This window comes from Spirosoma daeguense (assembly GCF_054776875.1).
This window is the reverse complement of sequence record NZ_BAAHBF010000002.1, coordinates 743,398-770,028: the sequence shown is the minus strand read 5'-3', so window position 1 is coordinate 770,028 and position 26,631 is coordinate 743,398. Positions and strand designations below refer to the sequence as shown.

Genomic DNA, 26,631 nt, shown 5'->3' with positions numbered 1-26,631 from the left:
GAAGCTTTCGCTAATGAACAGACGTGCCCGGCAAATTGGTTATTTTTTATCCAGCCAATATTTTTCGGATGGGGTACGTACTACGTTGTCTATTCTGCTGCCTTCGCTATTTTTCATGCAACTCGGGCAGCTTCAAACTGGTATGGCATTGTCGCTCGGTGCGCTGAACGTCAGTATCAGTGATGCGCCTGGTCCGGTCATGCACCGACGTAACGGTATGTTGGCTACGGTCTTTTTTGGATTTCTGGTTACGCTCGCCACGGGTTACGCTCGCCTGAATCCATACGTTATGGGTCTCGAAATTCTGGTTTTTAGTTTCTTTTTCTCCATGCTTTCGATGTATGGAAACCGCGCTACGTCGGTAGGATCGGCGGCTTTGCTCATCATGATTTTGATGCTGGATCGACCCCTTAGTGGTACGGAAGTTTTGATTGAAGCCGGACTGGTTACGGCTGGTGGGCTTTGGTATACGGGAATCAGCTTGTTGGCATCACAACTTCAACCTTACCGACTGGCGCAACAGGCACTGGGGCAATGTATCCATGAAATTGCTAAACTGATGGCCATCAAAGCCGATTTTTACCAGGTGTCGTCGCCATTGGACGATGCGTATCGTCGCTTGATTGCCCAGCAGGTTGTGGTGAGTGAAAAGCAGGATGCGGTTCGGGAGGTTTTGTTCAAAAGCCGACGTATCGTTGCCGAATCGACCCGACCCGGCCGGGTTTTATTGCTTACATTTATCGATATGGTTGATCTGTACGAGCAGATTATCGCCATGTATTATGATTATGCGGCCATTCGCGAGCGATTTGGCAAAACAGGTGTACTTGACCGAATTTCTCGGCTGATTCGACGACTATCGGCAGAACTTGACCATATTGGTTTGGCAGTACAAGCACCTGTGCCTTTTCATAAACCCGTGGATGTCAATACATCGCTGGAAGTGCTAAAGCGACGTATCGATGCATTGGGCGAGCAGGAGGGAAGTACGTTAGTGCTGCGGAAAGTACTGGTAAGCCTGCGAACGGTTAGCCAGCGGCTCAATACCATCCAGAAAAACATCATCCAGCCTAACAATGGGCCGATTGACCGGCCTGACCGGGAATATGGCCGGTTTGTATCACACGTTATTATCGACCTGAAATCATTTCGGAACAACCTCGCAACCGAATCTTCGGCGTTTCGCCATTCGGCTCGTGTCGCTTTAGCCATGCTGCTAGGGTTTATTCTGACCAAATTATTGCCGTATGGGCATTATAGTTACTGGGTATTGCTCACCATTTCCGTGATTCTCAAGCCTGCGTTTAGCCTGACTCGTCAGCGCAACCTCGAACGGATTATTGGTACGCTGGCTGGTGGGATAATGGGTGTGCTGATTCTGGCTTTTATTCCGAATAAGATGGTGCACTTCGGGTTTCTGGTTGCGTTTATGCTTGGTACGTATAGCTCCCAGCGAATCAATTATATTGTGATGGTTATCTGCGTAACTCCTTTTGTACTCATTCTATTTAGTTTTCTGGGGGTGAACTACTTAGGTGTAGCTGAAGAACGATTTCTGGATACACTTATGGGTGGGGGTATTGCCCTGATTGCGGGTTATCTGCTCTTCCCGCAGTGGGAGTCGGAGCAGCTTATCAAACCCATGCAGGACGTATTGAAAGCAAATATTCGCTACGTTCAGCTCCTGCTGGATAGTCTCTCCGGGCGAAATGTAGAGCTAGTTGAGTATAAACTCGTGCGTAAAGAGGTGTACGTTACGTCGGCAAACCTGTCTGCGGCATTCGAACGGATGGTATCTGAACCCAAACACAAACAACGAAATGAGAAAATCGTGTATGAATTTGTGGTTCTGAATCATATTCTATCGGCCAACGTAGCAACTATTATGTCGGCACGGCTTGCAGGCGATGATCATTCAGTGGCAACCGCCCGGTTACGACCAATCAAGCGGGCACTGTTTGCGCTAAACGAAAGCCTGAATCGGTTAGGCCGACAACCGACTGCATCGACCGCCGACGTAGTCGAATCGGCTCCTAGTCAACAATCACCCGACGATACGTTCCTGAACGAACACTTACAGTTTATTCAGCAAGTGAGTAGCGATATCAGTAAGCTGGTTGAACGGGTTAGATCTCGAAAAAATACCAACAATCAGGATAGAGTGTACGATACGTTATCAGATAAAGTAACGTAGTAACACTTGCCGCTAGTGGATGAAAATTGGTTTAATAATTTTTCACAAAATGCGCAAAAAGTACCATTTGTTACTTACTCATTTTTTCGGTTACTACCTCTAAAATGCATTATTTAGTATTAGATCTTGAGATGACGGGCCCTGAACCCGATTATAATGAAATTATACAGATTGGCGCTGTTCTGTTCGATGACCAGTGGATTGAAAAAGGCCGTTATCTAACCAATGTATATCCTGAAAATCACGAAGCATTTTCTTCGTCATCAGAGAAAATTCATAATCTGTCGCTGGCTGATCTGGATGATGCGCCAATGATGTATGATGTGTTGCCTGAACTGGAAGAATGGATTTGTAAGCAGTTAGGTATCCGGGTACCGCAGGGGCAATCGGATCGAACGCCTTATCTGCGCGATGTCGTGATTTGCGGACAGAGTGTGATCAACGACATTAATTTTCTGAAAGAAGCGTATCGGTATGAGAAAATGAAATGGCCGTATTCGCGGGTATTGCTAGACTTGCACACACTGGCTTATTTTACGTTCCGCGTACTACGTGCCAACGGACGTAAAACCCCCGACCGGTTAAGCCTGACTGCTATTGCCAGTTATTTCGGATTTGCTCGGGAAGATGGCTTTCACAATGCGCTGGAAGATGCCGTGCTAACAGCGCAATGCCTTCGGGAAGTATTTAAGCTGAGCGACAACATGCGACTTGCTTAAACATTTCCCGATTTTGCTACGTATCAGGGAAGCAGGAAAGGACGAGGGCTAAAACACAGCACAAAAATAAGCAGTGCCAACCAGCCCAGAACTCTACGTTTCCCGTCGAGTGGTTCGTCGTGATGGGTTTCTGGATGGTAAATTCCCAGAAAACGGCCCAGTACAAACACAAATACCAGAAAACTTTGGTAGCCCTGCCAGTCGGGGCGTATCCAGGACAGGATTAACTGACCAGCCACTACGCTCAACGTAATGATGAGTGAAGTAGTCCGGTTTTCGCTGATGCGTGAAAATGCCAGAAACAGAAACCCAACGTAAAGCAGGAAATAACCAAGCTCCGACAGAAACGCGTCGTCTGATGGAATGGCAAAATCTACGGGGGTAAACAAGCCGAGCCCGGCATAGAAAGCAAAAATTATGAACAACGTAGGGGCGACCCACTGAAACCGGCGACGGCCAATCAGCGCATATAAAATATGTCCGCCATCCAACTGCCCAATCGGAATCAGGTTGAGCGACGTAAAAAATAAAGCCAGATAGCCCGCCATGATATACGGATAATGAATCATTTCATAGGGGTGGGGCAATCGGGCAGGGTCGGCAACAAAGGTTTTAAAAAACGAAAAGAGCAGATTATCGCCTAGACCCACCGCTCCACCCGGCGGGATATTCTGAAAGGCATACTTTCCATAATCCAAACCCCATTTTTGATATTCAGGATGGATGGTGAAGATAAACTCTGGAGGAGGTAAATGACTAAAGCCATACCAGAGCACAACCAACGCCAGCACAAAACCAGCGAGTGGGCCAGCAATGCCAATATCGAAGTATTTCCGGCGGCTGTCGATGTAGTCGCGGATACGAATGAAGGCTCCTAACGTACCGATACTTTGCCCAATGCCCAGCCACACCGGAATATAGTAGGGGAGTGACACCCGCACCCGATTCGCTTTTGCGGTGAAATAATGTCCGAACTCGTGTACGGTGAGTATAGCTAGAAACGGAATTGAAAACTGAAACCCTGCCAGAAACTCATCCCAGCCTAAGGTTTTTTCCTTACCGATCGGAATAAATAAGCGTCCATACATCCATTCGGCACCCGCCATCGTGGTCGTAATTAGCGTAATAACAAAAAGACCTCCATGAAGGAGGTACGTTTTAAGCCGTTGATTCATTGAGATGTGTATAATGAATAATGGATAATGTACAATGAATAATGAAAACTAGTAGCAGTATGGTCTATGGTCTGTCCATTGTACATTATCCATTACTCATTCTCATTAAAAATTCGCTAAATAATCCAGAATTGTTTTGGGCGGTTGCACATGTACAGCCTGAATACCTAACTCCGCAGCGGTCTGAATATTCGCTACGTTGTCGTCGAAGAAGGCCGTTTCTGAAGCTTCTAGACCTGCCTCGGTCAGTACGTGTTGATAAATAGCCGCTGATGGTTTCATCAGTTGCACATCGTATGAATAAAAAACCCGCTCGAAGAGTTCCTCCAGCGTTGGCTGTTGCAAATTTGTCAGTACATGATTGACGCGCCGGATGTGAATCGGACTGGTATTGCTCAATAAAAAGAGCCGGTATTTCGACTTTAACGACTTAATACGTTCGATACGTTCGACAGGCATATCAAGCAGAACGCTGTTCCAGGCAGTGTCAATGACCTCATCGGCCCATTCGTCGTTTTTTAACAACTGCCGAACGTGTGCTCGAAAAGCCTGATCATCAATTAGTCCTGTTTCGTATTCATTCAGGAAATGATGTTTTTTCCAGAGGGCGCGAACTTCATCCTCGGGCAGGTTTGCCAACGTAGCAAAATTTCGGATGGGAGCCGTTAGGTCAATTGGGATGATAACATCCCCAAGGTCGAAAATCAGGTTTTTCATTGGTTGCAGGTTTCAGACTTGCCGCTTCAGATTACAGATTCGATTCTTCGAAACGAACCTGTAATCTGAGCCAACATAGCCTATCTATTCTACCACGACGCCCATGTCGCAGAATTTTTCGATACGTTGATTGATACGTTCTTCGGAAGAAAGCGCATTTAATTCGTCCAGTGCTTTGAGAATCACCTCTTTCAGATGATTCGCCATTGCCTGATGGTCGTTATGTGCACCGCCAGTAGGTTCTTCCACAATTTCATCGACCAGCTTGTTCGACTTCATGTCGCGGGCGGTCAGCTTCATTGCTTCGGCAGCCTGTTCTTTAAAGTCCCAACTACGCCAGAGAATTGTAGAGCAGTTTTCGGGCGAAATGACTGAATACCAGGTATTTTCAAGCATCAGTACACGGTCGCCGATGGCAATGCCCAAGGCACCGCCCGATGCCCCTTCACCGATAACGATGCAGATAACTGGTACGGTAAGCATGAACATTTCTTTCAAATTTCGGGCAATGGCTTCACCCTGACCACGTTCTTCAGCTTCCAGCCCCGGAAAAGCACCCGGTGTATCGATCATGGTGATGATCGGCTTATTGAATTTTTCGGCCAATTTCATCAGACGTAGCGCTTTCCGATACCCCTCTGGGTTCGGCATACCGAAGTTCCGGTACTGGCGTTGCTTGGTGTTACGTCCTTTCTGTTGCCCGATAATCATAACAGTTTGTCCACCCAGTTCGCAAAAGCCACCGACCATCGCCGGATCGTCGCGCACTGTACGGTCGCCGTGAAGTTCGATAAACTGATCGCACATCAGCGAAATGTAATCAAGCGTGTAAGGCCGGTCGGGGTGACGCGACAATTGAACCCGTTGCCAGCGGGTAAGATTCTGGAAAATCTCCCGACGCAATTTGTCGATACTTAGTTCCAGTATACTAACCGCTTCTTTAACGTCGACATTGCTGGTCTGGGCCAGTTTTTTGGTTTCTTCCAGCCGCGCTTCAAGGTCGGCAATGGGGCGTTCAAAATCGAGATAGGTCCTCATTTGGCTAAGTTATAAGGTTGTAAAGTTGAAGCGTTATAGGGTTGCAGCGTTGTGAGGTTATAAATTTATAGTTGAGCAAAACGGATTTTTCCACTCTATAACTTTACAACCATATAACTTTATAACACTAAATTTTACAACTCAAATCGTTCTCCTTTTTTTGGAATAATAACCTGCGGATAACCGGTTTCGGCTAACGTATCGCGGAACGATTCCATACTTCCATATTCACCGTGTACCAGAAAAATAGATTTCAGGGTTTCGGGCGATTGCATACTGACAAATTCGATCAGGTCGTTACGGTCGCCGTGTCCACTAAACACATCAACTTTCTCGACGGTAGCGTTTACCTGATGTTCTTTCCCTTTAATGGTAAGTGTTGGTTGCCCATTGAGTAACCGCCAGCCCAATGTGCCTTCGGCGCAGTAACCAATAATCAGAATGGTGGCGTAGGGGTTACTAATATTTTCTGCAATGTGATATTCTACCCGACCACCCTGCACCATTCCCGATGATGAAATGATAATACAGGGTTCATTGTAATCCGAAACGGCTTTACTGGCTTTAGACGATTCAAGGAACTGGAAATTCTCAAAGTCGAACAAAGCTTCGTTATCCTCATAAAATTCCTTGGCTTCCTTATTGAGCATTCGAACGTACTGAAGATAAATCTTCGAGCTTTCGAAGGCCATCGGGCTATCTGAGAAAACACGAATAGGAGGGAAGTTCCGTTCGGTATAAAGCCGATTTAGTGTATACAATAAGGCTTGTGTTCGGCCAACGCTAAACGACGGAATAATGAGCCGACCGGGTGTGTCGATGCAGGTTCGCTGAATAACTTCGGCCAATACGTCTTCGGGCGAACGCCGGTTTTCGTGCAATCGGTTGCCATAGGTACTTTCGCATACCAGATAATCGACGGCTGGAACCGGAGCGGGATCGACCAGAAGCGGGTAATTTTTACGCCCGATATCGCCTGAAAAACAGATGCTTTTCCGCTCGCCGTTTTCTACGACATTAATAACGATATGGGCCGCCCCCAGCAGATGCCCGGCCGGAATAAACGTTACGTCGACACCCTCAGCAACCCGAAATTTACGGTTAAACGCAATGGGTACTACGTTCTCCATCGATTCCCGCACCTGTCGATCCAGAAACAGATCTTTCTGGAGTTGCACCTGGCGATCCTTCACCCGTTTTTTCTTGCTGACATTCAGCTCATTGATCCGTTTCTGATTGAGGGATGCAGCATCCTTCAACAATACGTTGGTCAGGGCAAAGGTCGGTTCTGTGCATAAAATCTGCCCTTCGTATCCTTCACGGAACAGATTTGGCAGATTTCCCGAATGGTCTACATGCGCGTGTGTCAGTAAAACCAGATTGATACTCGAAGCCTCAAACGGGAAAAAGCCCGGATGAGTACTAACGGGGGCTGTTTGCCCATTGGAAGCAGAACGTTCCAGATCGGACCCACAGTCTATCAGGATGCGATAGTCATCCTCAAGTTCCAGCAGATACATGCTACCTGTCACCTGCCGTGCCGCCCCCAGAAATGATAATTTCATGCGTACAGCGTTAACTAATCAGTGTCGTTTGTTTGTTGGTTCGTAACCTGGTTGTGGTACAAGTTGGGTGGCGTTTATTGCGTAAGTTTGCAAAAGTACAAAATACGACCCGAATCGCCTAACCCTTTCCCAATGCGCTTTTTTACTGGTTTTGCGCCCTGTCTACGCTTATTTTTTATCTTTTTTGCCGGATTTTTCGCAACACACTCAACGGTATCTGCTCAAGCTATACAGTCTGCCGATACGTTAGCTACGCAGCATTTATTACAGCAGGTTGATGCGTTACAGAGCAGTTCAGCGGTTCGATTTGGCTCGGTGGCGCTGTCGGTCAAACGCATACGGGATGGAGCGGAACTCATTGGTTATCACGCACATCAAAGTCTGCCCTCGGCTTCGACATTAAAGCTCATTACAACAGCCACAGCGCTACAGGTACTTGGGCCAAATTACACCTACACCACCACGCTTGAATACGACGGAACGATTCAGGATAGTACGTTGACCGGTAACCTGTATATCCGGGGAACGGGCGATCCTTCGCTGGGAAGCTGGCGGTTTACGGGTTATTACGACCTTGCAGCGTTGCTCGATAGCTGGTCAACGGCTGTTCGGACAGCGGGTATCCGACGTATCAAAGGCGCAATTGTTGGGGATGGAAGTCTTTATAATGACCTAACAACCCCTGATACGTGGCCTTATGGGGATCTAGGCAATTACTATGGGGCTAGTCTGGGAGCGCTGAATATCAATGAAAATCTGTATCGCGTATTCTTTCGACCGGGTAAAAGTGTAGGTGCATCGGCTTCCGTGCTACGTACTGATCCTGCGGTTCCGTTTGTGAATTTTCGGAATACGGTAACTACCGATGCGGCCAATACTGGCGATCAGGTTAATATTTATGGAGCACCCCTGATGAATCAGCAATGGCTCACGGGAAAAGTGCCGATGGGGGAGCCCGCGAATGAATTTAGTGTGAAAGGTGCCTTGCCCGACCCGGCCTATTTTGCGGCTCATGCTCTTCAGAATCAGTTGACACAGGATAATATAACTGTAAGTGGGGCACCAATTTCAATAGGTGGGGGACTTATGAATACGGTCAACCAAACAGGGAAACGTACTGTTCTCAACCAGCATAAATCACCTACGTTGTCCGAATTGATTCAGCAAACTAACTTTCAGAGTATCAACCTGTATGCCGAAGCCTTGCTACGTACTACGGCCTTGTCACTCAATAAAACGGTGCGTTCGACTGAGGCCAGCGTTGACGCGTTGACAACGTACTGGAAAAATAAAGGCCTGACTATGAATGGATTTCGAATTCGGGATGGCAGTGGTTTATCGACCTTGGGCGCACTCACAGCCGATAATATGACCTCGATACTGAGCGAGGTGGGAAAGGATAAAAACTTCCCGATCTTTTACGAGAGTATTCCCGTGGTTGGACAGACTGGTACGGTGAGAACTCTTGCTCGTGGTACGGTTGCAGCGGGGAATATTCGGGCAAAAAGCGGCTCGATTGAGGGTGTCCGTGCGTATGCCGGGTATTTTACGGCAAAAGATGGCGAACGGATGAGCTTTTGTGTATTAGTAAATAAGTTTACGCCCGGCCAGAACCGGGACGTAACGGCAGCATTAGCTAAAATTTTTGTTAGCCTGGTTGAGCTAAGCGGCAAATGATAAAGAAGGGTTATTGGGCGTTAGTATCCTCTTCGTCAGGGTTTTCGCAGACCGTAACCACATTAAACCAATACTGTACAATAGAACGGGTAACTTCACTAAGCCGCTGGAACGTTGGAGGCTTGGTAATGAAGCTGTTGGCACCATTAAAATAAGAAGTTTCCACATCGTCTCTGGCGTCGGAGGTCGTCAGCACCACAATCGGAATATGGCGAAATTCGGATGTCGCTTTAATTTCGCGAAGGGCTTCCCGACCATCTTTGCGAGGCATATTCAAATCTAGCAGAATTAATTCGGGTAGGGTATGCGTAGCGTCAATGTATCGTCCCCGATACGTTAGAAAATCCATCAGATCCTCACCATCTTCAGCAATGGAGATACGGCTTGCCGGATAGTGTTGCTGAAAAGCCTCACGGGTAAGGTAGCGGTCGTCTTCGTCGTCATCAACTAAGAGGATGTGTATGGGTCTCGACTGAGGTTGATCTGTCATAATAATGTAATGATTGGTTTTCCGGAAGCACAACAACAAACGCGGCACCGTGGTCAGGCTGGCTGTAAGCAGTGATGTATCCGTGATGATACATCACCACTCGTTTACAGATTGCTAGCCCAATACCTGTACCTTCAAATGAGCTTTTTCCGTGCAATCGTTGGAAAACCTTGAAAATGTGTTCCAAATATTTTTCGTCAAAGCCAATACCATTGTCTTCAACTGTAATTTCGGCGTACGATTGTCCGGCGGTTAATCCGGTAAACGTTTCACCGTTGACCAGTCGTGCGTAAATGCGCAGTCGTGGGCGAACGCCCTCGCGGGTAAACTTCAGTGCATTCGAAATCAGGTTGTTAAACAGATGGTCCATTTGACTGGCCACCGCCTGTATTGTTGGTAGATTACTTACTTCGACCTGCACATCGAGCCCTTTGATACGTAACTCCTGATCATCAAGAATGCGCTGAACGATGTTGTTCAGATCAACGGGTTTAAATTCTTCCTGATGACTGGAAATCCGTGAAAAATTGAGCAAGTCTTTAATCAACTTCGACATGCGCTCTGCCGAATGCGAAATTTTGCCCATAAACATCGAACTGTCGGCATCGAACAGATTGGCGTAACGGTCGGTAATCAGGTTAGCAAACGACTGTATCTTACGTAGTGGCTCCTGCAAATCGTGACTGGCTACGAACGCAAATCGTTCCAGTTCTTCGTTGGATGTTTCCAACTGGCGAATCTGACTTTTGAGCTGGGCTTCGTAATCGCGAAGCTGATCCTCAGTGGTTTGTCGACGTGCGAGCTCCTGCTCCAGAAGCCAGTACGAAAGTGCCAGTGCAATAAACGTAAGTAATGAAAGAACGAATATAATGACAAGCGTATTCCGGAATGATCGTTCCGCTTGCCGGTTTCGGGCACCCATCAAGGTCTTTTCGGTATCGATCATCAGCGTTACGTGCCGCCGGATAACATCTAATTGTTTTTTGCCCAGCCTGCTCGTTTCCAATACGTTGCTAGCCGAAAGTGGAGCACTTAATCGCGCGCCGGTAATTGTAAGTTTCTCCTGAATTAATCCTTCAAGAACCTGCCGCCGGTGAATCTGTACTTTATTGTCGTTGGTTAATTCACGTAGCAGAATAAGTTGTTGGGGTAACTGACGGGCTGCACTTAAATAAGGCTCTAGATAAACCGAATCATGCATGATGATGTAGCCCCGGGCTCCAACTTCTACATCTTTCGTTAATGACAGGATATTTTCCAGCGCACTGATGACCTCGTAGGTATGTCGTACCCGTTTGGTGTCCTCGCCGTATTGATTATAGCTATAAAACGATAAAGCAAAGCCAGATGCGATGAGCACCATTGCTACAATGAACCCCATAGCAATACGTCGGTTCATGAGTCTGGAGCCAATCTGGTTTACGTTTTTCATAGCGTCGGGCTTGCTGGGCAAATATAGAGAAAGTACCTCAACAGTTTTTGCTGCACTAGCGGGTAATCGGGCGGAATTACAGTAGAAGCCGAACTTACATCCTATTAATAAAGTTAATTGCACCATAAATTAATGACCTACCTAAACGAATCCTGTAAAAGAGCGTTATTATGATACGTTTTAATTTACAATACGTTATTTTCAGGATTCATCAGAAAGCTGCTCAACGTAATTCTTTAACTATAACGTTTCGACGACCAGATTATGGTTCGTGTAGATACAAACGTCGGCTGCGATATGCAGACTCTCACGTACCATTTCTTCTGCCGATAAGCTGCTGGCGTGTTTTTTTAGGGCAATCGCTGCCGATTGGGCATATACTCCGCCTGAACCAATTGCTGCAATTTCATTGTCGGGCTCAATCACATCGCCAGTTCCTGAAACCAGAAGCAGATCTTCTTTCGATGCAACAATAAGCATGGCTTCGAGTTTGCGTAAATAACGGTCAGTTCGCCAGTCTTTTGCCAGTTCAATAGCAGCCCGTTTAAGATTGCCCCCATAGGCATTCAGTTTTTCTTCGAATCGCTCAATTAATGTAAAGGCATCGGCGGTTGAACCGGCAAAACCAGCCAGCACTTTTCCGCCCATCAGGACACGTACTTTACGGACATTACTCTTGGCAACGGTGTTGCCCATGGTGGCTTGGCCATCGGCACCGAGGGCTACCTGACCATTGTGCCGAATACCTACCACTGTGGTTGCGTGAATCTTGGGTTGCATGAAATAGAATTTGTTGGTGGGTATAACGTAACCGAAGCGGTTTTGGGTTCAATTATTAACAGGGCGAGGCATGGAGGGAGTTGTAGGGTATGCAAGGAATAGCTACGTTCCTTTAGCTGGTTTGTATATAGCCAACCATAGATTTAAATCATCCTACTCTTCAGCAAACGGAATTGGGCGGTTTACGCTTTCTTCAAGGGATATAAACGTTTCAGTACGTTGAATGCCAGATACTTTCTGGATCTTATCGTGCAGTACTTCGCGTAGATGCTGGGTATCCCGACAAACAATTTTGGCAAAAATGCTGTATATCCCTGTTGTATAATGAACATTGACAACCTCAGGAATTTTCTCCAGTTGTTTGGATACTTCTTCATAGAGTGAACTTTTGTCGAGATAAATGCCCAGAAAGGCGCTGATGTCCCAGCCAAGTTTGGCATGATCGATGACCAGTTGAGAACCACGCACAATACCCATCTGTTTGAGTTTGTTCATCCGAACGTGAACGGTTCCGCCCGAAACGAAGATGCGTTTACCAATTTCGGTATAAGCCATATTGGCATCCTGCATTAATAAATTGAGAATTTTTAGATCGGTATTGTCAATTTCTAAATTTTTCTCGGTCATCGCTTGTTGATTTTTGATAAGTGCTAACAAAAATACATTTTTTTTGAGTGTATTGTAAATTTTTAGATTTTTCTATGTAAAATTTGCAAAGAATGTGAAGCGGGCTGTATATTTGCATTGTCAAGTTGATCGTTCGGGGTCACACGGCGGTCTTCTTGACGTTTTTTCCTAACACTGTAGGATGTCGAAATTGGCAGACGTGCCCTCCTGTCTCGGGGGTGGTGATAAAGGATAAACACAGCATAATGCCGCCTTCAAGGCGACTGGGGTTGACCACCAGAGTTGTACTGTGGCTAACTGCACCGTGGGCGGTTCGAGTCCCCCTCCTACAGCTTAGTCGTATTATTCGACTTAACTTTTTAGTTTGTTGATGAAGTGTAATTAAACACGCCGGCTCCCCGATGAGTCCGGCGTTTGTTTTTTATGCGTATTTTTGCCTTTTAATACGCTATCGCTCTTTAGTGGAAGGGCAGTGAAAAGGGGAAAGATGATTCAATACGTATTGCCCCAACTAACTTTCTGCTGGATCTTAAATTAAATCCGTACGTCGTAAATCGTTTGTCACCTGCGTGAAACATATTCGTAATTTTTGCATCATTGCTCATATTGACCACGGCAAAAGTACTTTGGCCGATCGGTTATTAGAATTTACCCAAACAGTAGGCGCCCGCGACATGCAGGCCCAGCTTCTCGACGATATGGATCTGGAGCGGGAACGTGGCATTACCATCAAGAGCCACGCCATCCAGATGAATTATACACATAAAGGCGAGACCTACACCCTTAACCTGATTGATACTCCGGGCCACGTTGATTTTTCGTACGAAGTATCCCGCTCCATTGCTGCCTGTGAAGGGGCGTTGTTGCTGGTCGATGCCGCGCAGGGTACTGAAGCGCAAACCATTTCAAACCTGTATCTGGCGTTGAATAATGACCTGGTTATTATTCCCGTGTTGAATAAAATCGACCTGCCGGGCGCCATGCCTGAGGAAGTGAAGGATGAAATGGTAGACCTGCTCGGCTGTGACCGTGATGATATTATTCCGGCCAGTGGTAAAGAAGGTATTGGTGTACCTGAAATTCTGGCGGCAATTGTTGAACGGATTCCGGCTCCCCAGGGTGATCCTGCTGGCGCGTTACAAGCACTGATTTTCGATTCGCACTTTAACTCTTACCGGGGTATCGAGGTTATTTTCCGGGTTAAGAATGGCCGTATTCGCAAAGGCGATAAGGTTAAATTCATGAATACCGGTAAAGAGTATTTTGCCGATGAGGTGGGCACTTTAGGACTGGAACAGGTGCCAAAAAATGTCATTGAATGTGGTGACGTGGGTTATCTCATTTCGGGAATAAAGGTGGCCAAAGAGGTAAAAGTAGGAGATACAATTACTACGTTCGATAATCCTTCTCTGGAAGCTATTCAGGGTTTTTCGGAAGTAAAGCCGATGGTATTTGCGGGTATTTACCCAGTAGAAACCAGCGAATTCGAAGACCTTCGCGATGCCATGGAAAAGCTTCAGCTCAATGATGCGGCCCTTGTGTGGGAGCCTGAAACATCAGCGGCTTTGGGCTTTGGTTTCCGATGCGGCTTCCTCGGCATGCTTCATATGGAAATTGTACAGGAACGCCTGGAACGCGAATTCGACATGACTGTGATCACTACGGTGCCATCGGTGCGTTTTGAGGTGATGACTACCAAAGGCGAAGAACTTCAGGTATCGGCTCCTGCTGAAATGCCCGAACCAAACCTGATCGACTATATTGAGGAACCCTTTATCCGGGCACAGATTATCTCAAAGGCTGAGTATGTGGGTGGTATTATGGGGCTCTGCATGGATAAGCGGAGCATACTTAAAAATCAGGTATACCTGACCGCCGATCGTGTTGAACTTCAGTTCGAAATGCCGTTGGCCGAAGTTGTATTCGACTTTTTCGATAAACTCAAGACGATCTCACGCGGTTATGCCTCCCTCGACTATGAGTTTATGGACAACCGCGAGTCGGACATGGTGAAGCTTGACATAATGCTCAACGGCGATAAGGTCGATGCACTCTCGGCTATCGTTCACCGCTCGAAGTCCTATGAATGGGGCAAAAAACTGTGTGAAAAACTCCGTGAGTTAATTCCCCGGCAGCAATTTGAAATTGCAATTCAGGCAGCTATTGGCCAGAAAATTATTGCGCGCGAAACCCTAAGTGCTTTACGTAAAGACGTATTAGCCAAGTGTTATGGGGGTGATATTTCGCGGAAGCGTAAACTGCTTGAAAAACAGAAAAAAGGAAAGAAACGGATGCGTCAGGTGGGAAACGTAGAGATACCACAGGAAGCGTTTATGGCCGTTCTGAAAATAAATTAAGCGAAAGCCAGCTCAGCAACGGGCTGGCTTTTTCGTGCTACGTAGCAGTGAGCGAACGTAGTGGTGCTACGTTATTCTTTATCGCTTCTTTTGTACATTACGCTTTCGCGATCTGACGTAGATCGCGAATTAAAGCTAAGACAGATCATGGCCGTCGGATGCGAATAAATTACTATTTCGACAGCCAGAGCTAATGATTAATGCCTACTTGTAGACAAGAATTCTTTATAGTCGGACAAAAAGAAACTGTATTTGCTGCGTTCGTTTTCGCTGATCGACGTCCGACCACACCTCTTTTTTCAGATTTACCAAAATTCATTTCACGTCATTGGCATCGAAGTATACCTTTGCAACGAAAATAAAAGAGTAAAAGAGTGAATGAGCGAAAGAGTGAGAACGACACTGAAGCCATTCGCTCTTTCGCTCAATCACTCTTTCGCTCTTTACCCAATGGAATTTCGTATTGAAAAAGACACGATGGGACAGGTGCAGGTACCGGCCAACGTGTATTGGGGCGCACAAACCCAGCGCTCAATTGAAAATTTTAAAATTGCGCAGGATATCAACAAGATGCCGCGTGAAATTATCCGTGCTTTTGCCTATCTGAAAAAAGCAGCCGCACTTACCAATCTGGATGCAGGTGTATTGTCACAGGAAAAAAGCGATCTGATCGGCCAGGCTTGCGACGAAATTCTGGACGGAAAACTGGATGATCAGTTTCCGCTGGTGGTCTGGCAAACCGGTTCGGGTACACAGTCGAATATGAATGTCAACGAGGTGGTTGCCTATCGCGGACACGTATTGCACGGTGGTCAACTAACTGACGAAAAGAAATTTCTGCACCCCAACGATGATGTAAATAAGTCGCAATCGTCGAACGATACGTTCCCAACGGCTATGCACATTGCCGCCTATAAAATCCTGCTCGACGTAACGATTCCGGGTATTACCAAGCTACGTGATACGCTGGCAGCCAAAGCGAAGCAGTTCATGCACGTTGTAAAAATCGGTCGGACGCACTTTATGGATGCTACGCCGTTGACGGTAGGGCAGGAGTTCTCTGGATACGTATCGCAGCTTGACCACGGACTACGGGCTATCAATAACACACTGGCGCATTTGAGTGAACTGGCGTTGGGTGGTACGGCTGTTGGAACGGGTATCAATACGCCCCCCAATTATTCGGAGAACGTAGCAAAGCATATCGCTACGTTGACCGGATTGCCATTTGTTACGGCCGAAAATAAGTTTGAAGCCCTGGCTGCACACGATGCTATTGTAGAAGCCCACGGTGCACTGAAAACCGTTGCCGCCAGCCTTATGAAAATTGGTAACGATATTCGGATGCTGTCGTCGGGACCACGGGCGGGAATCGGGGAATTGCATATTCCTGATAATGAGCCGGGTTCGTCGATTATGCCGGGTAAAGTGAACCCGACGCAGTGTGAAGCTATGACGATGGTAGCGGCTCAGGTGATGGGCAACGACGTAGCAATCAACTTCGGTGGTGCATTGGGCCATTTCGAACTGAACGTATTCAAGCCTGTCATGATTTACAACTTCCTGCACTCGGCCCGCCTGATTGGGGATGTTTGCGTATCGTTCAACGACAAATGTGCTGAAGGTATCGAACCAATCGAAGCGAATATCAAAAAACACGTCGATTCGTCGCTGATGCTGGTAACAGCACTCAACACAAAAATTGGCTACTATAAAGCTGCCGAAATTGCTCAAACCGCGCATAAAACCGGTTCTACCTTAAAAGAAACGGCACTTAAACTAGGCTACCTGACCGAAGAGGAATTTGCCGAGTGGGTGAAACCCGAAGATATGGTAGGGGAGCTTAAATAGATTAGCTAATAATATCTCTATTAAGAAGGTCGCTTATTTATGCGACCTTCTTTTTTATACAATTTTGTATATATACAAAATTGTATTTAGGTTTGTGCCGTAACCTTTTGATAAAGCAATGACGAATAAAGTAGGCTCACCTGTGGAAGATGATGATTTCTTTGACAGAACAATAGAATTGGCTGAGGCTTGGGATTTACTTGAGAGCGGTAACCATTTACTAATATCTGCACCGCGTCGTGTTGGAAAAACATCTCTGGTTAGGCGATTGGTGAAAGATGCACATGGATCAGGTTGGAAAGCCTTGTTTGTCAATGTAGAGGGAGAAGAGAATGAGATTGGTTTTGTCCGATTGTTTGTTGAGGCATTAAAAGAACAGGCTGATTGGTTTAAGAAAGCCAAAGATGCTACGTTCAAAAAGCTGGGCGATTTATTACAATCGCTTGAACTTGAGGTGAAAGCTGATGACATAGGAAGTATGACGGTGAAGTGGAATCAGGCAAAGACCGCTGATTTAAAAACGCAACTTGTTGAGCTGCTACGTACGATGGATGATGGCCTGATTGTGATCGATGAATTGCCAATCCTGTTGAACCGTATCGCTAAATCTGAAAATGGTAAACAGCGGGCTGAATCGTTTTTACACTGGTTGCGCTCGTTTCGTCAATTGCCCGGTATACATATTAGATGGGTGTTTTGTGGATCAATTGGTTTGGATTCGTTTACTGAACGGATGGGTGTTGTCAAGACTATCAATGATTTATATGGGTTTTCCCTAGGCGCGTTCACCCCCGAAGTAGCTGATCGATTCTTAGAACGCTTAGGACATGATAACAATTTACGTTTATCTACGGCTGTCCGTCAGGAAATTATCAAACTAACCGGCTGGCCATTGCCGTATTACCTTCAACTGTTGTTCTCAAAACTAAAAGCGGCAAACCGACTTAAAGGTGCTTCTGGTATAGTTGAAGTTGAAGACGTAGCGCCCGCTTTTTCGCAGGCTGCTGTACAGTCAAATTTAGGAACCTGGATGGAACGGCTTGATGAGCAGCTCACTACCGATGATGCTCGATTAGCCAAAGGGATTCTGGACTTACTTTCCCGGCAGGAGAAAGGGCGCAAACGTACTTTATTAGAGCAGCATTTAGGGACATTACACGTAGCACCGGAAACGATCAAGGATAAAGCGACTCAACTCCTGAAAATGCTGGAACGGGATGGTTACCTACTATCCGAAAGCGGTATTTATGCCTTCCGTTCTCCGCTTTTACGTACGTATTGGTTTAATGCCCGCATCCAATGAAAAAACAGGAACCGCTTCAGTTGCAACGTATCAGCGTATTTATGCCACAACGGCTGCGCGATGATGAAATCGAGCGATTGTTCATCATGCGTCAGGATGTGTTTCATACATTGCTGGATTCAATCAAATCCGAAAAAGCGACAAGTATTCCCCAGCATCACCTGATTATTGGGCAACGGGGAATGGGAAAAACTACGTTACTGAAGCGATTGGATGTGGAATTACGCAATTCCGCGCTCAGTAAAAAGTTCATTCCGTTTACATTTCCAGAAGAGCAATATAATATTGACCGATTGTCGAAATTCTGGTTGAATAGTCTAGATGCGTTAGCTGATACGTTACAAACGGAAGGGGATGAAAAAATGGCTTTTCAACTTGACGAGCAGATCGCTACGTTGAGTGCGATACGTAACGAACAGGAATTGAGCCAAAAAGCGTATGAATCGCTACGTAGCATTACGAAAACGCTGAGTCGCAGGCCGGTTTTTTTATTAGACAATCTGAATCTGATTTTCGACCGATTAGGCGAAGTTGAACAATCGAAATTACGCAAACTGATTACGGAGCCGGGAGCCCCCATCTTTGTCGGTGCCAGCCCCGAAGCATTCGACGAAGATCTTCAGTATGATGCTCCTTTTTATGATGCATTTGCTGTTCATTTCCTGTATAAGCTAGACTTTCGGCAGACACTCACGATGCTCCGACATCTTGCCGAAATTACGAATCAGACTACGCTTTTATCACAACTAACAGCCGACAACCTGCCCCGGCTCGAAACGCTACACGCACTCACAGGAGGTAACGTGCGTACCGTAGTGATTTTGTTTTCTCTGGTGGCACAAGGTTTTTCTGCCGACGTATTTCAAGATTTAGAAGCCTTAATTGACCAAATGACGCCTTTATACAAATCGCGTTTTGAAGAACTTGCTCCTCAGGCGCAGGTTGTGGTCGATGCGGTCGCGCTAAACTGGGACCCCTGTAAATTGGAAACGCTACGTGAGCGGACTTCTCTGGAAAACAGCCAGTTATCAGCACAACTTGATAGACTGGCTAAAGCTGGATGGATCAGTAAGTTAGGTAGACGTAAAGCTGCAAACTACGAAATCAGCGAACGTTTTTTCAATGTGTGGTACCTAATGCGCCGAGCCACCCGTCGGCAACGGCGTGATTTACTCTGGCTTACCCGATTCCTGCAAGCCTGGTTTACCCGACCAGAATTGGTTCAACAGGCAAAAGCATTTATGCGGAATGTTCACGAGCGAGAGAAAGTGTATGAGCTAGCTTACGGTCTAGCCTTGGCACGAGCATTACCAAACCAAACTGGGGAAAAGTTGAAAGAAAGAATCTATCAACGTTTATTACAATTGGTTGATGGTGATGTGGCTAAGTTAGAGGAGTTAGTAGGAGTAAATATGGAAGAAGTGAGTGAAGAGATAATACAGAAATATAATGCTGATAAGAGTTATCAAATTTACTTAGATGCTTGGCTTAAAGATGATAAAGTTAGTTTAGAAGAAACAGAAATGTTATTAAGACAAGCTATTGAATTAAATGTAAATAACGATAGTGCTTGGGGAGACTTAGGTTCAATTTATCAAAAGAAGGGTAATTTAGATAAGGCTGAATTCGCTTATAGGAAGGCAGTAGAAATTGACCCTAGTAATATACATAATAGAATAGATTTGGCTAGATTCATAAGTTCACAAAAGGATAGAATAAATGAAGCAGAAAATATTTATTTTGAAGTAATTAATGATAATTTAAACACTAAATTATATTGGTGGATATGGTCATCATATGGAGACTTCCTATATGATACAAAAGGCGATTATCATAATTCAGTATTAGCCTATAGAAGATCATTAGGATTATATCCAAAAAACCCTAGTGATCTTACTAGTTTAGCTGATGTATTCCATTACGGATTACAGCAATATGATGAGGCAGAGAAGTATTATTTAGAAGCTATTAAAGCAAATGTTCGATTGCCATTTCCTAGAGTGAAATATGCTTTTTTCTTAATTTTTAGAGAAAGATATACTGAGGCTGAATCTGTCCTCTATAAAGCAATTAGTTTAAAAAAAGAGAGCTCACTTGCCTTTTTTGTATTAGGAAATCATTTATTGAAAATGAGCCGATATAGCGAAGCTGAACCGATGCTTAGTAAAGCAGTAAAACTTGATGACCAAAATGCATTATATTGGAGACGTTTAGGTGAGCTAAATCATTACTTTTTGCGTAACTATTCAAAAGCTATAGATGCTTATGGAAGAGTGAATGAATTAGAAGGTATTATTATGGAAAATTTATCAAATAATATATACCTATATAGAGACACATTAAATGATAGGATAAAAGCTCAAAAAGAATTTGAAATAATGATTGAAAAATTTTCTGGTGACAATGTATCGTTTTTACATAGAGCAAGTTTCGCTGCATACGATCAAGATTGGGCTAAGGCAATGCAAGATTGGAGTATCTTATTAACTAGATCTAAAGATATTATTATTGAAAAAGAGAAAATGGATTGGCACCGCTCCGCTGCTGTCACCGTCCGGTTAGGCTACGGTGAACAATTACAAACCGTATTCCGGGAAACGGGGCACGACCGAATCTTTCGGCCTTTTTATGAAGCGATTAAAGCCTTGACCTTAAATTCGGAAGAGTACTTAAAAACTGAAGTAGCGGCTGAGGTGCGTGACGTAGCGTTGCAGATATTCAAATTTATGCAGGACTATAACGCACCCGCTCCACAAGTTCAGTGAATGGATAAAATATAGTATAGGAGTGAGACTAAGCCAAGCTGTTTAGGCTACAGAGTCATCAATGCCCGCTACGTCCTGAACGTAACGGGCATTGATGCGTAGAGGGGAGCAGATTGTAGCGCATTAAAATATACTTAAAGTTTTTAGGGCAACCTGAGCTTTGGTGAAGTTCGAACGTAGCGTTAGTGCCAATTTTATGATTGTATTATTTTAATAAGACGAACTTATTGTATTAATCAAAGATAGTTAACGTAGCACTTTTCTAATTCCACAATCGTATTAATTTATTGATGTTTAAACGAAATTTGTTCAAACAAATATTGGTTATACATTTGTCAGCCACTTAGGAAACATGGGGAATCAATTCCGAAACGAATACCATCGGTTAATCATCAACCTCCACAAAACGGACGGATATATTTTTAACCACTTCCAGCAACAACTGGCTCCGTTCGATTTATCCGTACAGCAATACAAAGCATTGCGGTTACTTTCCGACGCTTTTCCAGAAAATCTGACAGCGGGAGAACTGAAAGAGCAGATGACCGATATGAACTCGGATATGACCCGGCTGATTGATCGATTGGTGGCCAAAAATCTGGTCGTACGTGAAGTTGATGCACAGAATCGCCGTCGGGTCAATCTGCGACTGACCAGCGAAGCCAATCAATATGTGCAGAAAGTGGCCACCGAGTTCAAGAATTTCGAATCCATCGTCAGTCATCTCACCGACGAGGAAGTAAGCGTAATGAATAAACTTCTGGAAAAAATCAGAAATCACTAATATGAAAACGTACATACTCGGTGTTGGGTTTGTGATGGCGGGCTTGAGCCAGTCAATCGCTCAGTCGACATCAACACCCATGTCGCTGAATCAAGCTGTTCAGCAGGCATTGCAAAACAATACAGGTATTAAGCTGGCCGATTCGCGTACGCAGGCAGCGGAGGCTCGCCGGCAGGAAACAAAAGACCGGAGTTTGCCCACAGCAAACGCATCGCTGGCCTATTCGCGCTATAGCCTGACGGGGCCATTCTCGCTGGGGGCTGGGGGCGATGGCAAATCGGCATTGAGTATTCCGGCGGGGGCTTTTAATGCAACGATGGGCGGAGTGACCATCAGTAAAGAAGTGTTCGGTGGTTTTGCCGAACGTTCTGCTGAGCTGTCGGTCGATTTACTGGCGAAGGCAAGTCATCTGGATGCCCAGCATAATCGTTCAGAGCTGGTTTATACCGTCACCGACGCCTATTACAATATCGTCAAGCTGCTACGTTCTGTCAGTGTTATCGAGCAGAATATCAAACAGTTTGACGAAAAAGAACGGGAAGCGCAGAACCTGTTGAAAGAAGGCGTCGTAACCGCCAATGAAGTGCTCAAAATTCAATTACAGAAAAACAACCTGCAACTAAGTCGCCTGCAGGTGGAAAAAGCCCGCCAGACAGCCTTGTACAATTTTAGCCTGCTCTTAGGATTGCCCGACAACCAGACTATTGTGGTTGATACTACGTTAGCGAATCCGGCAACGGTTGCCGAGCCATTGTCTGATTTTCTGGCGCAGGCAGTGCAAACTCGGCCGGAGGTGCAGGCGAATGCCCTACGGGTACAGTCGGCAACGGCCCTGCTACGTAACACAAAGAGTAGTCTGTATCCGCATCTGGGCGTATCGTTGGGCTATAATTACATAAATCCAACGGCACATCTGATTCCAGAAGCCAGTTCCTTTATCAGTGCCTGGAACGTAGGGGCGGGGCTTTCCTACAACATTGGTTCGCTCTATAACATGAAAGGCAAACTGCACAGCGCGCAAACGGCTATCGATCAGGCGAATCTGCAAGGTCGGCAACAAACCGATCAAATTCGCTCGGAAGTGGTGACGGCTTATAACAACTACCAGTTGGCGCTGGAGCAACAGAAGGTTATTGGTACGGCTGTAGGGCAGGCGCAGGAAAATTATCGGCTCACCGAATCCCGTTTCCGCAATGGGCTGGTTGGCTCAACCGATCTGCTGGAAGCGAATAGTTTTCTGCTACAGGCACAACTTAATATAATAAATGCAACTGTAGATGCGCAACTGGCCTACCAGCGTCTATTGAAAGCTACGGGACATAATCTTTAGTCAATGCATAATGAACAATGAAGAATGAATAATTCCTGAAGCACTCAATTTCAATTGTTCATTACTCATTACCCATTTTACATTATTCATTTCTTTTTAAATCATGGATAAGAAAACACTTTTTCGGGTCGGGGGCGTCATTATACTAGCCATAGCCCTCTTTTTTGGGTACAGCGAATTTCGCTACCTACAACGTCACGAAACTACCGACGATGCCCAGATTGACGGCGACGTAAACCCGGTTATTCCGAAAGCGGGCGGGTATGTCAAAGCTATTCGGTTTAACGATAATCAATACGTGAAAGAAGGCGATACGTTGATTGTACTCGATGATGCCGATTATCGGATACGGGTAGAGCAGGCCGAAGCCGCATTGCAATCGGCGATGGCGGCTGTAGGCGTATCCCGTTCGCAGGTGAACGTAGCGTCGGCAACTATTCAAAGTTCACAGGCGAGTGTGCAAACGGCACGGAATCAGGTCGCAACGGCTCAGGCCAACGTAGCAGCGGCTCAGGCTCGGGCGCGTAAAGCCAATCAGGATTTTGAGCGATACGGTCGTTTACTGGCTGAGAAAACTGTTCCGCAACAGCAATTTGATGCCATACAGGCCGAGCGTGATGCTGCTCAGGCACAACTGCAGGCTGCTCAGGCTCAGCTACAAACGGCTCAATCGCAGGTTAGCGCTGCGGGAACGCAAACCGGCGTAACGAATTCTCAACGTCGCGCTACCGAAGGTCAGATCACTGTGGCACAGGCGACTATCAAACAACGGCAGGCCGATTTAGACATGGCGAAACTACAGCTTTCGTACACCGTGGTGCGGGCTCCGATTTCTGGCGTTGTTTCGAAACGGGCGGTGCAACTTGGCCAACTGGTGCAGGCTGGTCAGGCGGTTTGCTCGGTCGTAGGTAATTCGAATCTCTGGGTTACCGCCAACTTTAAAGAAACCCAGTTGAAACAGATGCAGCAAGGCCAGACAGTGGCGATTGACGTAGATGCGTTTGGCGACGAAAAACTGGTTGGGCACGTTGGTTCGTTTGCAGGGGCAACCGGTGCTAAATTCTCGCTTTTGCCTCCCGACAATGCTACGGGTAACTACGTAAAAGTCGTACAACGGATTCCGGTACGTATCGAGCTGGATAAAAACAGTCCGCTCTACGCCAAACTGCGCCCCGGCATGAGTGCTACCGTAGCCGTGGATTTACAAGGCAAATAACGTAATGAATAATGTACAATGGATATTGAAAAATGGAGAATAGAGAATAGTGCTATTATAAATTATTGATTATGAATTAGTTATTTGAAATTATTCATTCTGCATTTTTCATTATCCATTAATTGAAACGATTATGAAATTAGGCTTCGATAAGTGGGTTGTCGTTCTGACGGTGACGACAGCCGCGTTGTTACAAACCATCGATTCGTCGATTGTGAACGTAACGCTCAACCAGATGATGGGTAATCTCGGGGCTTCGCTTGGCGATATTAGCTGGGTGGTTACGGGATATGCAGCGGCCAGTGCCATCATGATTACTATGTCGGGCTGGCTGACCTCGAAACTGGGCCGCCGGAATTACTTTGCCGCATCGATTATCCTGTTTACGATTGCATCCATTTTCTGCGGTACGTCTACCAACGTCTGGGAGTTGGTTTTCTTCCGGGTTGTGCAGGGAATTGGCGGGGGAGGACTGCTCACCACGGCACAATCTATTCTGATTCAGACATTTCCAAAAGAGCAACTCGGTATCGCCAACGCTATTTTCGGGATGGGAGTTATCATTGGTCCATCTATAGGCCCAACCCTTGGCGGCTATATCACCGATAATCTTTCGTGGAACTGGGTATTTTATATCAACATTCCGTTTGGGATTGCGGCCACGGCGTTGACCTATATGTTTATCAGGGAACCCGCCGAAAAAGTGGAGGCCGGTAAAATGGACTGGCTTGCCCTTATCATGCTGACGATGGGCATCGGTGGCCTACAGATTGTTCTGGAAAAGGGCCACGAAGAAGACTGGTTTACCTCCGAATTTATTGTCATCATGTCGATTCTGGCCGGGGTAGGACTGATTGGGTTTATCTGGCGGCAACTGACGGCAAAACAACCCATTCTGGATTTGAGCCTGCTACGTGAACGGCGGTTTGCGGTTGGTACGTTGTTTAACTTTATTCTGGGTTTCGGGCTGTTTGCATCGGTGTTTATCATTCCCGTTTTCTGTCAGACCATTCTTGGTTTCACCGCCAGCCAGACTGGATTGTTGCTCATGCCCGGTTCGATAATGACCGGATTAATGATGCCGGTCGTAGGCGGGCTGATGGGGAAAAATTACATATCGCCCGTCTGGTATGCAGCCATCGGATTCCTGCTCTTTTTTGGCTTTTGCTTCGATTTGTCGGCCATCAGCCTTGCTGCGGGCCCTGATTACTTTTTCTGGCCGCTGATTATTCGTGGTGTTGGTATGGGAATGATCTTTATTCCGCTGACAACCATTACGTTGGCCGATCTGAAAAACATTGAAATTCCACAGGGCTCGGCGTTGACAGGTATGATTCGCCAGTTGGGCGGTACGTTCGGGACGGCAATTATGACGACCTATATTTCTACCCGAACGGTATTTCATTCGTCGCGGCTGGCCGACAACGTATCGTTGTATAACCCGCTTTCAGCCGAACGTCTCCGACAATACACCAATCTGTTTTTGTCGAAAGGGGATGCACTGGTTACGGCAACGGGCAAAGCGTACGGCGTGATGCAGGGGGCTGTGATGAAGCAGGCGCTGGTAATGACCTATGCCGATACGTTTCTGATTATCGGCGCGTTTTTTCTGGTCTGCGTCCCACTGCTACTATTATTTATTGGTAAGAAAATAGCCGCTCCTGCTCATACCGAAATGGTAATGGAGTAGATCGAGAAAATTGAACGCATTTGTTTTGTTTACTAGTGTTTACAAGGGATGATCAATTGGTCATCCCTTGTTTTGGGTAGCGGCTAGCTTTCTTTGTTATTGGCTAATGTTTCATTTAGCTTCTGGCGGATCACACTAAAATCGCTTTGGAGCAGTGGTTGATTTTTGTGTGCCAGCTTATTATACCATTTGCTTAAACGGAAATCAGCGATTAATCTAAATTCCCAGTTGGAAATTTTCTTCCGGCTAAACAGGTGAATATCATGATTGTTCCAGTTGTAATGTAACTGAAATTTATCGGCTAGCTTTTGCAATGACTCCCGACTATATAAAGCAATGTGCTGGCCAGTCTCTGGGGTGAAATACCACCAGTTTTCTGGTTTTACATTGCTGTGGGGCTGCACATTAGTTGAAAAAAGAATACTATCGCTTAGCGTAAGCATTTTAGTTAGTTCGGCAACCGGGTCGGTCAGATGTTCAAACACTTCAAATGCAGTTAATAACTCGGCTTTGAAGGGTTGCGTGTCTGTAATATCGAATGATTTGGCAAACAGATTTTCGCAATGAATGTCCTGCCGATAATAATCGAATCCCCGATCGCGCAACATCCGAACCAGCATTCCATAGCCACCACCGTAATCAATAAATTTTCCTTTTTGGTTAAACCATCGGTTAATGACAGCCTGCACGACAGGGGCCGTCAATTCATTCCGCAACACAAGACCAATGTCTAATTTTGTAATGGCTGAGTCATATGCATGATCTAACCAATAGGGTGTTTCGGTTTGAATAAACCCGCATTGCGTGCATCGAAAATATTGTACATCGTAAGTCCCTAAAACAAGCGCTTTACAATAGGGTTCTGCTGGAGCGTTACAGATTAAGCAATTGTTGCTTTTTTCCATTATGACGAATTAGTTG

General features: G+C 45.8%; 20 protein-coding genes. 11 read left to right on the top strand and 9 right to left on the bottom strand.

What is annotated here, in order from left to right; all coding sequences use genetic code 11:
- Positions 1-13 precede the first annotated feature (13 nt).
- Positions 14-2,194, top strand: coding sequence for an FUSC family protein (locus tag ACYVD4_RS07960; RefSeq protein ID WP_460944193.1), 2,181 nt, complete (start codon positions 14-16; stop codon positions 2,192-2,194).
- A 104-nt stretch (positions 2,195-2,298) separates the two neighbouring features.
- Positions 2,299-2,913: a 3'-5' exonuclease gene (locus tag ACYVD4_RS07955; protein ID WP_460944191.1), complete on the top strand. Its 615-nt coding sequence runs from the start codon at positions 2,299-2,301 to the stop codon at positions 2,911-2,913.
- A 23-nt stretch (positions 2,914-2,936) separates the two neighbouring features.
- On the opposite strand, the gene ACYVD4_RS07950 is transcribed toward ACYVD4_RS07955, so the two are convergent.
- The 4 genes from ACYVD4_RS07950 to ACYVD4_RS07935 form a co-directional block, all read right to left on the bottom strand.
- Positions 2,937-4,088: a site-2 protease family protein gene (locus ACYVD4_RS07950; RefSeq protein WP_460944189.1), complete on the bottom strand. Its 1,152-nt coding sequence runs from the start codon at positions 4,086-4,088 to the stop codon at positions 2,937-2,939.
- 105 nt (positions 4,089-4,193) lie between these two features.
- Complete coding sequence (locus tag ACYVD4_RS07945) at positions 4,194-4,805, bottom strand: HAD family hydrolase (RefSeq protein ID WP_460944186.1); 612 nt, start codon at positions 4,803-4,805, stop codon at positions 4,194-4,196.
- A gap of 84 nt (positions 4,806-4,889) precedes the next feature.
- Positions 4,890-5,843 carry an acetyl-CoA carboxylase carboxyltransferase subunit alpha gene (locus ACYVD4_RS07940; protein WP_460944184.1) on the bottom strand — a complete coding sequence of 318 codons (954 nt, stop codon included), beginning with the start codon at positions 5,841-5,843 and terminating at the stop codon, positions 4,890-4,892.
- Between the two features lie 134 nt (positions 5,844-5,977).
- Positions 5,978-7,408 (bottom strand): MBL fold metallo-hydrolase RNA specificity domain-containing protein, encoded by a 1,431-nt coding sequence (locus ACYVD4_RS07935; protein ID WP_460944182.1) that lies wholly within the window; start codon positions 7,406-7,408, stop codon positions 5,978-5,980.
- Positions 7,409-7,540: 132 nt separating this feature from the next.
- Between ACYVD4_RS07935 and dacB the strand changes: the two genes are divergently transcribed.
- Positions 7,541-9,085: a D-alanyl-D-alanine carboxypeptidase/D-alanyl-D-alanine endopeptidase gene (gene dacB / locus ACYVD4_RS07930; RefSeq protein ID WP_460944180.1), complete on the top strand. Its 1,545-nt coding sequence runs from the start codon at positions 7,541-7,543 to the stop codon at positions 9,083-9,085.
- A gap of 10 nt (positions 9,086-9,095) precedes the next feature.
- On the opposite strand, the gene ACYVD4_RS07925 is transcribed toward dacB, so the two are convergent.
- From ACYVD4_RS07925 to ACYVD4_RS07910, 4 genes are all read right to left on the bottom strand, one after another.
- Positions 9,096-9,575, bottom strand: a complete 480-nt coding sequence (locus ACYVD4_RS07925; RefSeq protein WP_460944178.1) for a response regulator — start codon at positions 9,573-9,575, stop codon at positions 9,096-9,098.
- Positions 9,529-11,007, bottom strand: coding sequence for a sensor histidine kinase (locus ACYVD4_RS07920; RefSeq protein WP_460944176.1), 1,479 nt, complete (start codon positions 11,005-11,007; stop codon positions 9,529-9,531). The genes ACYVD4_RS07925 and ACYVD4_RS07920 overlap by 47 nt, the downstream gene beginning before the upstream one ends.
- 240 nt (positions 11,008-11,247) lie before the next feature.
- Entirely contained in the window at positions 11,248-11,787 is a 540-nt protein-coding gene (gene hslV / locus ACYVD4_RS07915; protein WP_460944174.1) for an ATP-dependent protease subunit HslV, read from the bottom strand.
- Between the two features lie 153 nt (positions 11,788-11,940).
- The gene (locus ACYVD4_RS07910; protein WP_460944172.1) at positions 11,941-12,414 is read right to left on the bottom strand and encodes an Lrp/AsnC ligand binding domain-containing protein; all 474 of its coding nucleotides are present in this window, start codon (positions 12,412-12,414) and stop codon (positions 11,941-11,943) included.
- Positions 12,415-12,983: 569 nt separating this feature from the next.
- On the opposite strand from ACYVD4_RS07910, the gene lepA reads away from it, so the two are divergent.
- The 8 genes from lepA (at position 12,984) to ACYVD4_RS07870 (ending at position 25,710) form a co-directional block, all read left to right on the top strand.
- On the top strand, positions 12,984-14,771 hold the full coding sequence (gene lepA / locus ACYVD4_RS07905; protein ID WP_460944170.1) for a translation elongation factor 4: 1,788 nt from the start codon (positions 12,984-12,986) through the stop codon (positions 14,769-14,771).
- A gap of 450 nt (positions 14,772-15,221) precedes the next feature.
- Complete coding sequence (gene fumC, locus ACYVD4_RS07900) at positions 15,222-16,622, top strand: class II fumarate hydratase (protein ID WP_460944168.1); 1,401 nt, start codon at positions 15,222-15,224, stop codon at positions 16,620-16,622.
- A gap of 118 nt (positions 16,623-16,740) precedes the next feature.
- The gene (locus ACYVD4_RS07895; RefSeq protein ID WP_460944166.1) at positions 16,741-17,925 is read left to right on the top strand and encodes an AAA family ATPase; all 1,185 of its coding nucleotides are present in this window, start codon (positions 16,741-16,743) and stop codon (positions 17,923-17,925) included.
- Positions 17,922-20,690, top strand: a complete 2,769-nt coding sequence (locus ACYVD4_RS07890; protein ID WP_460944164.1) for a tetratricopeptide repeat protein — start codon at positions 17,922-17,924, stop codon at positions 20,688-20,690. Before ACYVD4_RS07895 ends, ACYVD4_RS07890 begins: the two co-directional genes overlap by 4 nt.
- A gap of 352 nt (positions 20,691-21,042) precedes the next feature.
- Positions 21,043-21,474 (top strand): MarR family winged helix-turn-helix transcriptional regulator, encoded by a 432-nt coding sequence (locus ACYVD4_RS07885; protein ID WP_460944162.1) that lies wholly within the window; start codon positions 21,043-21,045, stop codon positions 21,472-21,474.
- Position 21,475: 1 nt separating this feature from the next.
- Positions 21,476-22,804 (top strand): TolC family protein, encoded by a 1,329-nt coding sequence (locus tag ACYVD4_RS07880; protein ID WP_460944160.1) that lies wholly within the window; start codon positions 21,476-21,478, stop codon positions 22,802-22,804.
- 103 nt (positions 22,805-22,907) lie between these two features.
- Positions 22,908-24,020, top strand: a complete 1,113-nt coding sequence (locus ACYVD4_RS07875) for an HlyD family secretion protein (protein WP_460944158.1) — start codon at positions 22,908-22,910, stop codon at positions 24,018-24,020.
- A gap of 133 nt (positions 24,021-24,153) precedes the next feature.
- A complete protein-coding gene (locus tag ACYVD4_RS07870; RefSeq protein ID WP_460944156.1) occupies positions 24,154-25,710 on the top strand; it encodes a DHA2 family efflux MFS transporter permease subunit in 1,557 nt (518 codons plus the stop codon).
- Between the two features lie 83 nt (positions 25,711-25,793).
- On the opposite strand, the gene ACYVD4_RS07865 is transcribed toward ACYVD4_RS07870, so the two are convergent.
- Complete coding sequence (locus ACYVD4_RS07865; protein WP_460944154.1) at positions 25,794-26,615, bottom strand: class I SAM-dependent methyltransferase; 822 nt, start codon at positions 26,613-26,615, stop codon at positions 25,794-25,796.
- Between the last annotated feature and the right edge of the window lie 16 nt (positions 26,616-26,631).